This is a genomic window from Frigoribacterium sp. MEB024 (assembly GCF_000878135.1).
GTDB lineage: Bacteria > Actinomycetota > Actinomycetes > Actinomycetales > Microbacteriaceae > Frigoribacterium.
The window spans coordinates 1-14,933 of sequence record NZ_JXQZ01000032.1 but is presented as its reverse complement, the minus strand read 5'-3'; the positions used below and the strand labels follow the sequence as shown (position 1 = coordinate 14,933).

At 72.0% G+C, this 14,933-nt stretch carries 12 protein-coding genes; 7 read left to right on the top strand and 5 right to left on the bottom strand.

The window, feature by feature from the left end; all coding sequences use genetic code 11:
* Window positions 1–145: 145 nt before the first annotated feature.
* Window positions 146–1,618: an APC family permease gene (locus tag SZ60_RS06955; RefSeq protein ID WP_082059940.1), complete on the top strand. Its 1,473-nt coding sequence runs from the start codon at window positions 146–148 to the stop codon at window positions 1,616–1,618.
* A gap of 102 nt (window positions 1,619–1,720) precedes the next feature.
* Here SZ60_RS06955 and SZ60_RS06950 read toward each other — a convergent pair whose 3' ends face one another.
* Window positions 1,721–2,842 carry an SDR family oxidoreductase gene (locus SZ60_RS06950; protein WP_043594825.1) on the bottom strand — a complete coding sequence of 374 codons (1,122 nt, stop codon included), beginning with the start codon at window positions 2,840–2,842 and terminating at the stop codon, window positions 1,721–1,723.
* Window positions 2,843–2,954: 112 nt separating this feature from the next.
* Here SZ60_RS06950 and SZ60_RS06945 point away from each other — a divergent pair, with 112 nt between their 5' ends.
* Both SZ60_RS06945 and SZ60_RS06940 read left to right on the top strand, forming a co-directional pair.
* Window positions 2,955–3,503: a hypothetical protein gene (locus SZ60_RS06945; RefSeq protein WP_043594824.1), complete on the top strand. Its 549-nt coding sequence runs from the start codon at window positions 2,955–2,957 to the stop codon at window positions 3,501–3,503.
* Window positions 3,504–3,690: 187 nt separating this feature from the next.
* Window positions 3,691–5,382 (top strand): threonine/serine exporter family protein, encoded by a 1,692-nt coding sequence (locus SZ60_RS06940; RefSeq protein WP_231567069.1) that lies wholly within the window; start codon window positions 3,691–3,693, stop codon window positions 5,380–5,382.
* Here the strand turns inward: SZ60_RS06940 and SZ60_RS06935 are convergent.
* Window positions 5,379–6,218, bottom strand: coding sequence for a site-specific DNA-methyltransferase (locus tag SZ60_RS06935; protein WP_156155525.1), 840 nt, complete (start codon window positions 6,216–6,218; stop codon window positions 5,379–5,381). The two genes, SZ60_RS06940 and SZ60_RS06935, sit on opposite strands and share 4 nt — an antisense overlap.
* Window positions 6,219–6,324: 106 nt before the next feature.
* Here SZ60_RS06935 and SZ60_RS06930 point away from each other — a divergent pair, with 106 nt between their 5' ends.
* The 3 genes from SZ60_RS06930 (at window position 6,325) to SZ60_RS06920 (ending at window position 9,287) form a co-directional block, all read left to right on the top strand.
* Window positions 6,325–6,828, top strand: coding sequence for a hypothetical protein (locus SZ60_RS06930; protein WP_156155524.1), 504 nt, complete (start codon window positions 6,325–6,327; stop codon window positions 6,826–6,828).
* A 60-nt stretch (window positions 6,829–6,888) separates the two neighbouring features.
* Window positions 6,889–8,682, top strand: coding sequence for a DEAD/DEAH box helicase (locus tag SZ60_RS06925; protein ID WP_043594821.1), 1,794 nt, complete (start codon window positions 6,889–6,891; stop codon window positions 8,680–8,682).
* A 191-nt stretch (window positions 8,683–8,873) separates the two neighbouring features.
* The gene (locus tag SZ60_RS06920) at window positions 8,874–9,287 is read left to right on the top strand and encodes a hypothetical protein (RefSeq protein WP_156155523.1); all 414 of its coding nucleotides are present in this window, start codon (window positions 8,874–8,876) and stop codon (window positions 9,285–9,287) included.
* 281 nt (window positions 9,288–9,568) lie between these two features.
* On the opposite strand, the gene SZ60_RS06915 is transcribed toward SZ60_RS06920, so the two are convergent.
* The 3 genes from SZ60_RS06915 to SZ60_RS06905 all read right to left on the bottom strand — a co-directional run bounded on the left by SZ60_RS06915 (window position 9,569) and on the right by SZ60_RS06905 (window position 13,118).
* Window positions 9,569–10,543, bottom strand: a complete 975-nt coding sequence (locus SZ60_RS06915; protein WP_043594819.1) for a RimK family alpha-L-glutamate ligase — start codon at window positions 10,541–10,543, stop codon at window positions 9,569–9,571.
* A 101-nt stretch (window positions 10,544–10,644) separates the two neighbouring features.
* Complete coding sequence (locus SZ60_RS17165) at window positions 10,645–11,343, bottom strand: alpha/beta hydrolase (RefSeq protein WP_052505223.1); 699 nt, start codon at window positions 11,341–11,343, stop codon at window positions 10,645–10,647.
* A gap of 320 nt (window positions 11,344–11,663) precedes the next feature.
* Window positions 11,664–13,118, bottom strand: a complete 1,455-nt coding sequence (locus SZ60_RS06905) for a hypothetical protein (RefSeq protein WP_043594818.1) — start codon at window positions 13,116–13,118, stop codon at window positions 11,664–11,666.
* Between the two features lie 156 nt (window positions 13,119–13,274).
* On the opposite strand from SZ60_RS06905, the gene SZ60_RS06900 reads away from it, so the two are divergent.
* A partial coding sequence (locus tag SZ60_RS06900; RefSeq protein WP_043594817.1) for a DUF3375 family protein occupies window positions 13,275–14,933 on the top strand: 1,659 nt, incomplete at its 3' end.

Below are 14,933 nucleotides of genomic sequence, written 5' to 3'. Positions count from 1 at the left end.
GCCGGCCGCGCCTCCTCGCCGTCGTGTGGACGCCCTCCCACGTTTCGGGGCCGTGACGATGTGCGGCCGCCTCTTCCTTCGCCACGACGACCGGAGCAGGATGACCGGAACGCCCGAGACACACCGATGCGCCCCGGAGGTCAGCATGTCGACGACGAACCAGCAGCCCCCGAACCCACGGTCCGCGAACCAGGCCCAGCCCCCCACGACCGACACGGGTGAGAGTCCTACCGAGCTGAAGCGGGCCATCGGCCCGAAGCTGCTGCTGCTCTTCATCGTCGGCGACATCCTGGGCACGGGGGTCTACGCCCTGACCGGGCAGGTCGCGGCCGAGGTCGGCGGTGCGGCCTGGCTGCCGTTCCTGATCGCGTTCGCCGTGGCGCTGATGACGGCGTTCTCGTACCTCGAGCTCGTGACGAAGTACCCGCAGACCGCGGGCGCGGCCCTCTACGTGCACAAGGCGTTCGGCATCCACTTCGTGACGTTCATCGTCTGCTTCGTGGTGATGTGTTCGGGCATCACGAGCGCGTCGACGGCGTCCCGGGCATTCGCGGCCAACCTGGCGGCGGGCATCGGCGTCGAGCTGTCGAACTCGGCCGTGATGCTGATCGCGATGGCGTTCATGCTGCTCGTGATGGCCGTGAACTTCCGCGGGGTCAGCGAGAGCGTCAAGGCGAACGTCGTGCTCACCCTGATCGAGCTCTCGGGCCTCGTCATGGTGATCCTGATCGGGTTCTGGTTCATCGCCGGCGGCAACGCCGACTGGGGCCAGGTCGTGCTGTTCGAGACGGCCGGTGACAAGTCGCTGCTCCTGAGCGTCAGCACGGCGACGTCGCTGGCGTTCTTCGCCATGGTCGGCTTCGAGGACTCGGTCAACATGGCGGAGGAGACGAAGGACCCGAGCCGCATCTTCCCGAAGGTGATGCTGACCGGGCTCGGCATCACCGCGGTGATCTACGTGCTCGTCTCGATCTGCGCCGTGGCGATCGTCCCGATCGGCGAGCTGGCCGACAACGAGACTCCGTTGGTCACGGTGGTGAACACCGCCGCACCGGACTTCCCGATCGGGAAGCTGCTGCCGTTCATCTCGATGTTCGCCGTCGCGAACAGCGCCCTGATCAACATGATGATGGCCAGCCGACTGCTCTACGGCATGAGCAAGCAGGGCGTGCTGCCGGGCTTCCTCGGCAAGGTGCACCGGAAGCGGCAGACCCCGTGGGCGGCGATCGTCTTCACGACGGCGCTTAGCCTGGTGCTGATCGGCTACGTCTCGCTGTCGCCCGAGTCCCCGATCGTGGCCGTGCTCGGCGGCACGACGTCCCTGCTGCTGCTGACGGTGTTCGCCCTGGTCAACGTCGTCGTCCTCGTGTTGCGGCGCGACACGGTGACGCACGACCACTTCCGGGCGGGCACGGTGCTTCCGATCATCGGCGTCGTGGCCTGCCTCTGGCTCGTGCTGCCTGTGTCCTCCGGACGCGGCGCCGAGCAGTACACGATCGCCGGCGGCCTGCTCGCGATCGGGGTGGTGCTCTGGCTCGTGACGTTCCTGTCACGTCGGGGCCGGCCGGTGCCGAGCGACGCGATCGCGGACGCCGAGCGAGCCGACCCCGGGGCGTAGAGGGCCCGCGACCTCGAAGGGAGTGCGGGAGGCACGGGTCGAGGACGCAGGAGGCGCGACGCCGGTCTCGTCACCGGCACCGCGCCTCCTCGGCGCCTCGGCCTACGGGATGAGGCGGGCGGCGCGGTAGCGCTCGAACAGGTCGACGAACGCCTGCTCGGTGCGGCGGTACCGGGTGAAGCCGGCGTCGCGGGCCTTGCCCATGTCGGTGACGACCTCGATGTCACGGCCGAGGTCGCCGTCGGTGTGCCACCACGAGGCGACCCGCGACAGCTCGGGCTCGGCGAGGTCGTGCTCGGCGACGAGGTCCCGCCACTCCTGCTCAAGGCCGACCATCTGCTGCTCGAGCGGTCGGGGCTCGCCCTCGAAGCCCTCGACGAGGGCCGGGTCGATGCCGAGGTGGCCGGCGAGACGGGGCCACAGCCAACGCCACCGGAAGACGTCGCCGTTGACGATGTTGAACGGCTCGTCGGCACCCGCCGGGTCGGTCGCGGCCCAGATCATCTGCTCGGCGAGGACGCCCGCGTCGGTGACGTCGACGAGCGAGTTCCACTGGGTCTCACTGCCGGGGAAGACGAAGGGACGACCGAGGCGCTTGCTCAGCGCGGCCTGCACGGCGATGGTCAGCCCCATGTTCATGGCGTTGCCCACGGCGAACCCGATGACGGTGTGCGAGCGGTGCACCGACCAGGTGAACCCCTGGCGCTCGGCGGCGGCGAAGAGTTCGTCCTCTTGTGCGTAGTAGAAGTTCGGGTAGGGCAGGCGCTCCTCGTCCTCGTGGAAGGGCGTGTCGGGCATGTTCCCCGTGCCGTAGGCCTCGAACGGGCCGAGGTAGTGCTTCAGCCCCGTGACGAGCGACACGTGCCGCACCGGGGCGTGGTCGAGAGCGGCCAGCAGGTCGCGGACCATCGCGCCGTTCACCGCGATGTTCTCGGCCTCGGTGTCGCGCTTCTGCCACGCGGCGAAGAACACGTGCGTCGGCTTCGCGTCGGCCAGCGCGGTGCGCAGGCTCTCGGCGCTCGTCAGGTCGGCGGCGATGCCCGTCACCCCGGCGGACGAGGAGGCGCGGCGCGAGAGGGCGAGGACGTCCCACCCGTCGCGCGTCAACTGCTCGACGAGGGCGGTGCCGGTGATGCCGCTGGCGCCCACCACGAGGGCGGTGCCGGGAACGGTTCCGGCGGCGGACTGCGTGCTGTCGGTCTGGGGGGTCTCGGTGGTGCTCATCCGTGGTCCAAGCCGTTCGCGCCTCCCGGCATTCCCGGTCGGCGTGTCCACGCGACGTACCCCGCGCCTCCCGTCTGACAGGACCCCCGAGGCGCGGGCGTACGGTCGGCCCATGGATCAGGATACGAACGAGCCCACCGGTCGAACGCCCGAGGACGAGGCGGCCGCTCTCGCGCTCGCCATCGTGTCCCAGGCCGCGGCCATCACGCAGGGCGACCCCGAGGCCGTCGAGGCCAGCGACGAGAACCTCCGCGAGGTCGTCGCCGAGCTGACCGACGAACCGCTGACGCCTCGACAGGAGGACGTCATGGCGACCCTCGGCACCGCCGGAGGCAGCCTCGCGGCCGGCCTCACCGCCGCCCTCGCCCACGAGAAGGGAGTCGACCCGGGGGTGATCCTCGGCTCGACCTCGCAGGCCATCGTGGCCCAGACGCAGTCGCCCTTCGCCGGCGGACAGGACGAGATGGACGACGACCCCGAGCTCGTCGCGCAGGCCGAACGCGACGCCCGGGCCCATGCCGCCGAGCGCGACGGGGACGATGCGCCCACGCGAACCGACCTCGGTCACCGCGACATGGCCGACGCCGGACGCGAGCGGGGCGACGCGGGCGAGCCGCGGGCCGAGCGGGGCGACGACGACGACGCCGACCACGCGTCCTAGGGCCGACGACCTGCTCGACGCGACGGGCCCGGACGCCCGGCGCCGCGCCTCCTAGACTCGACGGACGGGTCCGCGGGACCGCCTCGGCGGCGCCCCGGCCCGACCGGTCATGAGCGAGGAAGAGGTCAGCGTGTCGGACGCCAGGCGCCCTGAGCGGCCCACTCCGGTGAGGCCTCGGCCTCCTCGGGTGCCCAAGGCCCCGAAGGCCAGGCCGAAGGGGCCCGCCCAGTCGCGACTGGTCAACCAGCACGAACTGCGCGACGTCCGGGCACGACTGCGCGGCACCATCTACGAGGGCACGACGCCCGAGCACGGCATCGGCGGCGACCTCTACTCGCCCCGACAGATCGTCGACTTCTGCCTCGACCTGGGCGACGTCATGCTGTCGTCGGGTGCCGACGTCCGCAGCACCGAGGTCGCGATCGTGGCCGTGAGCACCAAATGGAACCTGGCCCCGCTCGAACTCGACATCACGGGCACGGCGATCACCATCCAGTACGCCCCGGCCGGCGTCAACCCGTTGGTCAAGACCCGGGTCATCTACGCCGAGGGCTCGAACCTGCACCGGCTGTCGAGGGTCTACCAGATCGTCGACGACCTGCTGCACGACGACCGCGACATGACCGAGGCGGTGGCCGGCCTCGTCGAGGTGTTGAAGTCCCCGCCCCGGTGGCCGTCGTGGCTGACCGACCTGGCGATGGGTCTGCTGGGCGTCTCCGTGACGCTGCAGGCCGGCGGCACGTGGCAGGCCGCCGTCGGCGCCTTCGTGGTGATGATCGGCATCATGACGTCCGGTCGAGGGCTCAGCGCCCGCGGCATCCCCCAGTTCTTCGTCATCGGCCTGCAGGCCGCGTCCACCGCCGCACTCGGAACGCTCGGCATCTGGGCGGGGCTGCTGACCCCGGGAGGCGCGGCGGCGTTGGTCGCGGCCGTGGTCGTCCTCGTCCTGCCGCACCCCACGATCGTCACCTGGGCCCAGGACGCGATCTCGGGCTTCCGGTCGATGGCGGTCGGCCGCGCCCTGGTGATCGGGCTGATCGTCGCCGGGGTCGTGTGCGGCATCCCGGCCGGACTCGCCGTGACCGCACGGTTCGCGGACATCGAGGTCGACCCGACGAACATCACGCTGCAGGCGCTGCCCCTCTGGCTCTCGCTCATCTCGAGCTTCGCCGCGGCGTCGGCCAACTCGATCGCCCAGGGGTCGACCGCCCGCATGATCCCGATCACGATCGGGGTCGCCCTGGTCGGCAACGTCTCGCTCTTCACCCTGCGCCACCTCGGGCTGCCGTTGATGGGGGCGACCTTCGTCGCGGCGACCCTGCTGGGTGCGCTCTCGACCGTGGCCGCGGCACGTCTGCGGACGGCCGCGACGGTCATCGCGGTGCCGGCCTTCTGCGGGTCGTTGCTGCCGTCGCTCGCCGTGGCGTCGTCGCTGCTGAACTTCATGGCCGGCAACGACGGTGCCGAGGTCGACTTCGTGTTCTCGATGCTCACGACGCTGGCGATCGGCGCCGGACTCGTGCTCGGCAGCCTGCTCGCAACCCCGGGCGCCCGTCGGTGGCTGCGCCGGGCCAAGCGCGTGCGCGTGCAGTCGGTGCACACGGACACGACGCCGATCAGCGTCATCGTGCCGACGGTCGCCGCGGAGGCGCCCGTCACGGCACCACCCGTCACGGAGCCGCCGGTCGCCGCGCCCACGCCCGTGACCGCGCCGATCCCCCTGGTCCCGTCCGCCCCCGAGACGGCCTCGGAGCCGAAACCCTTCCCGGAGCGCCCGCGCTTCGCGGACCCCACGGCACCGCACCTCCCCGGGGTCGCTCTCTCGACTCCGGTCCGATCCGCCGAGCCCCCGGCAGACGCCGGGACCTCGGGCGGCTAGCGCTCGGCGCCGGCGGTCACCCCACGGCCGGTGTCGCCGCGCCCCGTGTCTCCGCGGCCCGGCAGCTCGACCTGGGCGTCCTCGCCCTCGAGACGACGGATGATCGGCCGGACGTCGCCGATCTCGGCACCGACCCAGTGCCGGTGCATCTTCTCGGCCACGGCGTAGGTCGTGCCCGACCCGCCGAAGGGGTCGAGCACGAGATCGCCGGGCTCGGAGCTGATGGTCAGGACTCGCTCGAGCAGCTTCTCGCTGAGCTCGTTCGCCCCCCGGGTCTTCGTCGCCCGGTGTCGGACCGGGGGGATGTCGAGCCAGACGTCGGTCAGGTTGATGCCGTCGGGGTGCAGCTTGCTGCGGTGGCCGCCGTAGTCCTTGATGTCTCGGCCGCAGTGACGGCAGACCTGGATCGGCAGGCGGGGTCGGACGAAGCGCGACGGCTTGCCCTTGCTGTAGTAGAGCAGCGAGTAGTGCGACGGGTAGAGCTTGTTCGGGATCGGCAGACCGTACTTGATGTCGACGGCGACCCAGTGACGGAAGGTCATGCCCTCGCCGTTGAGCACGTGGCCCAGCTCGATGTTCCAGCGGGGGAGGTTGAAGAGGTAGAAGGAGCCGCCCGGCCTCAGCACCCGGACGCACTCGGCGATCCACCGGCGGCACCAGGCCAGGTAGGCGTCCTCGTCGAGCGAGTCGTCGATGCCCGCCCCGTAGACCTTGCCCAGGTTGAACGGCGGATCGGCGAACACGAGGTCGACCGACTCGTCGTCGAGCTCGGCGAGGACCTCGAGGCAGTCGGCCTGGAAGAGCCGACCGCTGGCGGTGCGGTACGTCGGTTGCACGTCGTCCTTAGGGGTGTCGCGAGGTGGGATCGGTCGTCGAGAAGACTACTTCGGGCCGCCGACATCGAGGCCCCCCGTTGAGCAGACGACCGATATGCTGACGACCGTGTCGCCCCCTGCGAAGAAGCAGATGCCGTACTCGAGGCGTCCTCGGCCCGTCGACGAGGTGATCGTGCTCCACCGGCAGGGTCGGCTCCCGCTCGACGACACGCTCGACCCCGACGACCCGATCCTGCGGCCGAGGCGCCACCCCCGGCGGGGGCCCCCGGCCGTCCACGTCCATCGCGAGCCGATCCCGCACCGGCCGGCCCTCGCGCTCGCCCTGTCGGCCGTGGCCACCGCCGGGTACGTCGCGTGGGGCTGGGCCGAACTGCACGAGGGAGCCGCCGAGTTCCCGCTCGACCTCGCTCGAGGGCGACGGGCCTCGGCGCCCGTGGTCGGCCTGACCTCGGCCGCCTTCGCCGTGACGGCCCTGCTGTCGGCCACCGTCGGGCCACGCCCGGGCCGGTCGCGGACCCTGCGCCGGGTCGCCGTCACGACCTCGGTCCTGGCCACGACGATCGTCGTGGCCACGCTCGCCGTGGCGCTGCTGCCCCCCGCACCGACATGACTCGACCCGCCTCGCGGGCGGAAGCAACGGCAGAGGCCCCGGACAAGCTACCGTTGCACCATGAGTGACACCACCGAGCAAGCCCCGAGCGACGCCACAGAGCAAGCCGACACGACGCCGACGTTCGCCGATCTGGGCTTGAGCGACCAGGTCCTGAAGGCCATCCGTGAGATCGGCTACGAGACCCCTTCGGCCATCCAGGCCGCCACGATCCCCACCCTGCTCGACGGCCGCGACGTCGTCGGCCTCGCGCAGACCGGCACCGGCAAGACCGCGGCCTTCGCCCTGCCCATCCTGTCGCGCCTCGACGTCTCGGCCAAGAAGCCGCAGGCGCTCGTGCTGTCGCCGACGCGCGAGCTCGCACTGCAGGTCTGCGAGGCGTTCGAGCAGTTCGCCTCCGGCATGCGTGGCGTCCACGTCCTGCCCGTCTACGGTGGCCAGGCCTACGGCGTGCAGTTGAGCGCCCTGCGCCGCGGCGTGCACGTCGTCGTCGGCACGCCCGGTCGCATCATGGACCACCTCGCCAAGGGCACCCTCGACCTCAGCGAGCTCAAGTACCTCGTGCTCGACGAGGCCGACGAGATGCTGAAGATGGGCTTCGCCGAGGACGTCGAGACGATCCTCGCCGACACCCCCGACGACAAGCAGGTGGCGCTGTTCTCGGCCACGATGCCGCCGCAGATCCGTCGCATCTCGAAGCAGTACCTGAACGACGCCGAAGAGATCACGGTCAAGGCGAAGACCACCACCTCGGTCAACACGACCCAGCGCTACCTGATGGTGTCGTACCCGCAGAAGGTCGACGCCCTGACGCGCATCCTCGAGGTCGAGAACTTCGAGGGCATGATCATCTTCGTCCGCACCAAGAGCGAGACCGAGACCCTCGCCGAGAAGCTGCGCGCCCGCGGTTACTCGGCCGCGGCCATCAGCGGTGACGTCGCCCAGGCCCAGCGCGAGCGCACGGTCAACCAGTTGAAGAGCGGCAAGCTCGACATCCTCGTGGCGACCGACGTCGCGGCCCGTGGTCTCGACGTCGACCGCATCAGCCACGTCGTCAACTACGACATCCCGATCGACACCGAGTCGTACGTGCACCGCATCGGCCGCACCGGCCGTGCCGGCCGCAGCGGTGCCGCGATCAGCTTCGTCACCCCGCGCGAGCGTCGTCTGCTGGGTGCGATCGAGAAGGCCACCCGCCAGCCGCTCACGCAGATGCAGCTGCCGACCGTCGAGGACGTCAACAGCACCCGGCTCACCCGGTTCGACGACGCGATCACCGAGGCCCTGTCGCAGGACAGCCGCATCTCGGCGTTCCGCGACATCATCAGCCACTACGTCGAGCACCACGACGTGCCCGAAGCCGACGTCGCCGCCGCCCTCGCCGTGGTCGCCCAGGGCGAGACTCCCCTGCTGCTCGACCCGAAGGACGAGCGACCGCAGCGCGACGAGCGTCCGCTGCGCGAGCGCGACGACCGCGCCCCGCGCGGCGGCCGTGACGACGACCGGGGCGAGCGCCGCGAGCGCGGACCGCGCACGTCGAAGCCGATGACGGCGTACCGCATCGAGGTCGGTCGTCGCCACCGAGTCGAGCCGCGTCAGATCGTGGGCGCCCTGGCGAACGAGGGTGGCCTGAGCCGCGACGACTTCGGGGCCATCCAGATCCGCCCCGACTTCTCGGTCGTCGAGCTCGCCTCGGACGTCTCGACCGACATGCTCGACCGTCTGAGCGACACCCGAATCAGCGGCAAGCTCATCGAGATCAAGCCCGACCGCCGAGGAGGCGCGCCCCGCCGCGACGACCGCCCCGACCGGTCACAGGGTGGCGAGCGGCCCGCCCGCAAGCCCCGTTACTAGACACCCGGCCGCACGGCCCACGACGCCGACCTCGCCTTCCGCCTGGTCGGCGTCGTCGTGTCCGGGCGGTTCGTCGGCGACTCGGCCCGTGATGGTCGTGGACGGGCGGATTCGTGGTCCCCGGGCCGCCGGAGGCGCCCGTCCACCACGAACTCGCCCGTGAACCCACCACCTCGTTCGAACGGAGTCCGATGAGCACCCCGCCCTCCCCCGGTGGCACCGACGCCTTGTTCGGCGTCGTGCAGACCGCCCTCACGATCGGCAGTGCCGTCCCGCTGCTGCTGTCGTTGGTCGCGTTGGTGCTCTTCGTGCGGATGCGACGCCGACTCTCCGCCGGCCTGCCGGGAACATCGGGCACGCGCCGCCTCGCCGACGACTCCCGGCGACTGCACGACCTGGCCCGGGTGAGCCTTCTGGGCTCCGCGTTCGGCCTCGTGCTGCTGGTGGTGGGCCAGCTCGTCGTGGGCCTCGGCACACCCGTCGGCCTTGCCGCAGCGTTCGCCGGGCCGCTCGCACCCGTGACGATCGGTGCGGTCGTGCTGACCGGCCTCGCGGCCGTGGCGTTCGCGACCTCGCCGGCGCCACCCGCGCCTCCGCGTCGCTAGCCCGTCCCGGCGTCCGCCTGCAACGCTCGACCGTACGATCGAAGGGACCCGGTGTCGACGCGACGTGGCGACGACCGCCCGCCAGGCGCGAGGCCCGCGTGACCGGGCTCCTGGTGGCCAACGTGGTCATGGCCGTGACGCTGCTGCCCGCTGGTCGTCCTGATCGCCGGCCCCTGACAACCGCCGCCCGAGACACCCCGTCCCGGGACGCCGTCGAGTGGACGACGAACCGCGGCACGACGTGGCGCGGCGTCCACTCGACGGTGTCCAGGCGACCGGCGCTAGGCCGGTGTCGCGGCGTACTCCGCCGCCAGCACCTCGCCCAGCCACGCGGCGAGCGTCGCGGCGGCCGATACCGACGACGACCGCTCGACGTCGGGGTTGTAGTTGGTGTTCGTGTTGACGTCGTAGGGCACGAAGCGACCGTCGACGGTCTCGATGAACTCGATGCCCGCGACCTCGATGCCCTGTTCGGCGACGAAGGCTTCGAGCCGCCTCACGAGCGGGTGCTCGGCGGTGACCGAGGGGCGCACCGCGAACGGGGCGAAGGTGGCCGGGTCGGCGCCGTCGGGCACGACGCACGCGTCGGCGGGGCACAACTCGAAGCTGCCGGCCGAGGTGTCGACGCGCACCGCGTAGACGAACCGCCCGCCGACGAACTCGACGCGCGTGTTGAAGGGTTGCTCGGCCTGCAGGAACTCCTGCAGCAGGGTGATCCCGTCGACCGGCACCTCGAAGTCGGGCCCGTCGACGTACGCGTCGAACGAGTCGAGGTCGTCGAAGCGCCGCACACCGAGGCCCTTGCCGCCCTGGTTGTGCTTCGTGATGAACGGCAGCGTCTGCTCGCGGGCCCGCGCCTTGAGGTCGGCGGTGCCGAACACGGCGGTCGTCGCGGGGACGTCGAACCCGGCGGACGCCAGCGCCAGGTACTGCGCCACCTTGCTCACCTCGAGTTCGACGACACCGCTGCCGTTGATGGTCCGGCGCCCGTGCCGTTCGGCCCAGCGCAGGGTCGCCCGGGCGACCTCTTTCGCGGTCCCCCGGCCGCGCGTGTGGGCCGATCCGCTCAGCCGCGACCAGAACACCCCCTCAGGAGGCGCGGCCGCGAGGTCGAAGGACGTCCCGTCGAGCAGGTGCTCGCGGTGGGGCACCCCCGCGGCGTCGAGCGCGGCGACGAGCGGCGGCAGCCACTCGGCGTTGTCGTGCAGCACGTGCACGACGGGTGTCGGGTCGGCGTGGTCGATCGGCGAGGTCATCGTTCGATCGTGCACCGTTCGGGCCCGAGGTGCCAGCCCGACCGACACACGCGGACACGTCGCGTCACGTCGGCCCGACCGACACACGCGGACACGTCGCGTCAGGCGGGCCGGGGCGTGCGCGCCGCGAACGCGTCGACGAGCACGGGATCGTCACTGCGCTGACGTTCGAGGAAGAGCACGATCGAGGCCGTCACCGTGCGGTGACCGGAGCCCCGCAGCACGTCGTGCCCACCCTGGCCGACGAGGCGGACCGAACCCCGCGGCAGCTGGGCCGCCCAGGCGACGGCGTCCGCGACCTCGGTGACCCGGTCCCCGTCGCCGTGGAAGACCAGGGTGGGCTGCACCACCGACCGTGCCGCCGGCAGGGACAACCCCGTCGGCAGAGCTCTCCCGTGCCGGTCGTCCCGTCGGTCGAGCCCGAGCCCCCGTCGCGAGGCCGGCGTCAGCACGCCCGTCAGCACGACCGCGTCCACGGCCGCAACCGAGTCGGCCGCGACGGATGCCGCGAGGGTCGCCCCGACGTCGGAGCCGAGCAGCACGAGGGGTCTCGGCAGTGCCCGGTCACGCACGAGCCGCTCGACGCCCGCCCGCACGGCGCGGACGTCTGTGGAGACGTCGTCGAACAGCTCGACCCGGTACCCGTCGAAGACGAGACGGTCGGTGAGCCTCGCGAAGTCGTCCGCTCGCTCGCCCTCCCCGAGCAGGACGATCACGGTGCCGCGCACGTCGACGGTCGGGGTCTGGCCGACCGCGCTCGAGTCCGCGGAGTCGACTGCCGTGTCGCCGACGCCGCTCACGACGCCGCGCCCGCGGTCTGCAGCAACGTTCGTCCGAGGTCGCGCGGCGCCCGGCGGGAGGCCGCGGTCGGACGGGTGCTCCTGCTGGTCACGACGACTCCCCTGCGCTCGACGACGGATCGGAGCGGAGCGTCGGCGAGCGACGACCCCGCGTCCCGTCATCTTCGGCCCGGTGCTTCCGCCACACGAACGACGTGACGTTTCGTGACGGATCGTGACGCCGTGTCTCGCGACGGACGTGGTGAGGGCGATCTCAGGATCAGGCCTCGACGGCCACCTCGACAGGGCGTGACGAGGTGAGGAGCCTCGTCGTCCGGCGACTACCCGCCCCAGGCGGAGGCGACGATCTCGCACAGACGTCGATCGTCGGTGTCGAGCGTCGAGCAGTCGCTCGTCTCCCCCTGGCCGACCGTCTCGGTGGCGAGGTCGGCCGCCCCGCGCCCGTCTCGCCGGAACGTCACGACGGTCCCGGCCGGTGCCGTCCGAACCGCCCCGACGACGTCCGCCAGGGCGGCGTCGGTGGCGGCGTCGTCGTCGTCGTCGAGCTCGATGCTGATGCGGCCTTCCGTGGCGGTCACGGCCACGCCCTCGATCCGGGGTGCGGTCACGATGGCGCCCGTGACGGTGGCGAGCACCGCGAGCGCCTCGGGCCGTCCCGAGAACCAGAGTCCCCGACCGTCGGCTGCATCGGACGAGACGCGGATCTCGTCCATCCCGGACACGGCCCCGGAACCACCGATGGCCTGCATCGCGGGCACGGCGCCCTCGAGCCCCGACGTCCGTACCTCGACCGACCGGGCGCTGATCGCCGAATAGCTGACCGTGTCGGGTGCGACGACGTCCACCAACGACTCGGCCGCGGACAGGTCGCCGTTGAGCTCCCGCCGTTCGTCCGGTGAGTCGACGAAGCCGATCGACGTGCCGGGCACCTCCGACATCGCGACGAGGACGCCGGCGATCCGGGCAGCTCGCGGGGACGCCTCCGCCACCTCGTCCGGCGAGTGGTACCCCGTGACGGTCGGTGTGTCGAGGTCGACCCGGATGCCCTCCGGCAGGACTTCGACCCGCCCGGCCCCGAGATCCGCAGCCCCCACGGCGTCGAGCAGCCGAGCCTGGTCGGCGGCGTCGAGGACGACGTCGGACGTCGCGGGATCGTCGAGGACCGAGGGGAACCCGCTGACGTTCTCGGTGACGAACCGGCGGGAGTCCGGGCTCCAGGCCGTCACGTCGACGTCGGCCAGCTGAGCCGCGGCATCCCGCAGGGACCGTGCCCGCTGCCAGGCCGAGACGACGTCCGACGAGTCCGAGGGGACCACCGTGATCCCGAACCCCTGCCGAGGCGAGTCGGTTCCGATCGCCCGGCCCTCGCCGAACGCGTGCGTGGTGAGGGACACCTCGGCGAAGACCGGGTCGTCCGCGACGCGCCGGGCGAGGTCGAGCTGGGCCGCCGTGTCGCCCTCGTCGGCGAGCACCTCGAACGAGACGGTGCCTCGCCGGACGTCGACGAACCGCCAGCCGGAGGAGTCACCGACGTTGCGGGCCACGAACGGCCTGATGCGCTCGGCGACGGCTTCGAGGTCGTCGTCGGAGAGGTCGTCCTCGACCACGACCGTGGCCTGGGCCTCCGCGACGCCGAGGGGAGAGTCGGTCCCGGCCGTCTCGATCTCGACCACGCCGCCGACACCGTCCATGAGCGACTCGAACCGTTGGAGCAGGTCACTCGAGCTGGCACATCCGGCGGCGAGCGCGAGGACGGCCACGACGACGGTCGCCACGACGCCCCGCCTCGACCTGATGCCCATCCCCATTCCCATCCCCATCCCCATCCCCATCCCCCCATCCTGGCCGCTGCGGACGACGAGCGACACCGTCGCCGAGCGGAGCGTCACCAGTTGGTATCGTCGTCCGACGATTGCCGGAGGTCTTGCTTGGTGAACCACCCGTCGGGGCACGACGACGCCCTGAGCCGCGACGACGTGCGCGCGGCGTACGAAGACGACCCCACCTGGGCCCTGCTTCGCGGCTACAACGCCCGGTGGATGCTGCCGCTCTTCTCCCGCCACCTCGAGCACGCCGAGGGTCCGGTGTCCGCCGACTGGTTCCACCGGCAGGTCGCCGACGCCCTCGAGCAGAACGCCGCCGACCAGGCGGCGTCCGAGCGGTCCCCCGAGGAGGCGCGGCCCGCGTCCCCGACGCCCGTCGCCACGTCTGCCCCCACCGAGCAGAAGACCACCCCGGCCGAGTACTGCCGCAGCTGGGTCGAGAGCCGCTGGCTCGTCCGCACCCGCGCCTCCGGACCGGACGCCCGTGCCGAGTACCGCCTGTCACCGCACGCGCTCAAGGCGCTGCGTCTCGTGCGCGACCTCGTCGAGCGCGACAACGCCGTCAGCGAGGCCCGCCTCGGCAGCATCGCCCACGCCGTCGGGCAGCTCGCGGGCCTCGCCGATCCCAGCCGCGAGTCGCAGCTCGCGCGACTCGACGAGCAGATCGCCGAGCTCGAGCGCCGCAAGGCCGAGATCGAGCGGCACGGCACCGAACCCACCGCTCCCGACGTGCTGCGCCGACAGGTGCGCGAGGTGGTCCGTCTGACCGCGTCGCTGCCCGAGGACTTCCGGCAGCTCGGCGCCATGGTCGAGCAGCGGCACCGCGAGGTCGCGCGCCGGGCCTCGTCCGAACACGTCGGCAAGGGCGCGCTCGTCGACCAGTACCTGCGCGACAACGACCTGCTCGAGCAGACCCCCGAGGGACGCGCCTACCGCGGCTTCGCCCAGATGTTGTCGTCGCGCGGCATCGACGTGATGCGGGCCGACATCGAGAAGGTCCTCGCGCAACCCGACGCCGCCGCACAGCTCACCGAGCGACAGCGCACGCAGCTCGAGTCGCTCATCTCGTCGCTGCTCGCCGAAGAGCAGAGCGTGCAAGAGACCTACGGTCGCTGGACGTCCTCGCTGCGGCGCTTCCTCAGCCGGTCGGGCTCCGATCAGCAGCAGCGCCTGCTCACCCTCGCCGACCGGGCGCTGCACGCGGGTGGCGTCTGGGCCGAGCGCCGGCCGGGCCACGCCATGCTGCCGGTCGAGCACGGCGACGGGCTCGGCCTCGGGGCGCTCGACGTCCGTGACGTCAGCCAGGTGCAGCTGCACACCGACCGCGCACGGCCGACGGTCGACGTGCAGGTGACGATCGGCGACGCGACCCTGCCCGAGGCCGACCGGGCCGCCCTCCGCCTCACCTCGGGCACGAGCACGGCGGCCGTCTCGGCGACGATCGACCGGCTGCTCGCCGACCACGACGAGGTCACGAGCGTCGACGTGTACCGCGCCACCGAGCCCGAGTTCCGCCGCCTCGCGCTCGTCCTCAGCATGCTCGACCTGGCGCTCGAGCGCGGCGTCGTCGGCGACGACACCGAGACCGTCGAGCTCGTCGGCGATTCCACCGGCCCCGGTGCGTCGTCGGACGCGGGCCCAGGAGGCGCGGGTCGGCAGGTCACGCTGCCCCGCCTCGTCTTCCGGCGCGACCCCGCGGGCCCGCCCGACGCCGCACCCGCCGCCCCCGCCGAGCCCGCCCTCACGACCAGCACGACCTCCACGAAG

What these genes read in the sequence shown, in the direction of transcription:
- SZ60_RS06955 (WP_082059940.1), top strand. Translation starts at nt 146, where the DNA reads ATGTCGACGACGAACCAGCAGCCCCCGAACCCACGGTCCGCGAACCAG.
- SZ60_RS06950 (WP_043594825.1), bottom strand. Translation starts at nt 2,842, where the DNA reads ATGAGCACCACCGAGACCCCCCAGACCGACAGCACGCAGTCCGCCGCC.
- SZ60_RS06945 (WP_043594824.1), top strand. Translation starts at nt 2,955, where the DNA reads ATGGATCAGGATACGAACGAGCCCACCGGTCGAACGCCCGAGGACGAG.
- SZ60_RS06925 (WP_043594821.1), top strand. Translation starts at nt 6,889, where the DNA reads ATGAGTGACACCACCGAGCAAGCCCCGAGCGACGCCACAGAGCAAGCC.
- SZ60_RS06920 (WP_156155523.1), top strand. Translation starts at nt 8,874, where the DNA reads ATGAGCACCCCGCCCTCCCCCGGTGGCACCGACGCCTTGTTCGGCGTC.
- SZ60_RS06915 (WP_043594819.1), bottom strand. Translation starts at nt 10,543, where the DNA reads ATGACCTCGCCGATCGACCACGCCGACCCGACACCCGTCGTGCACGTG.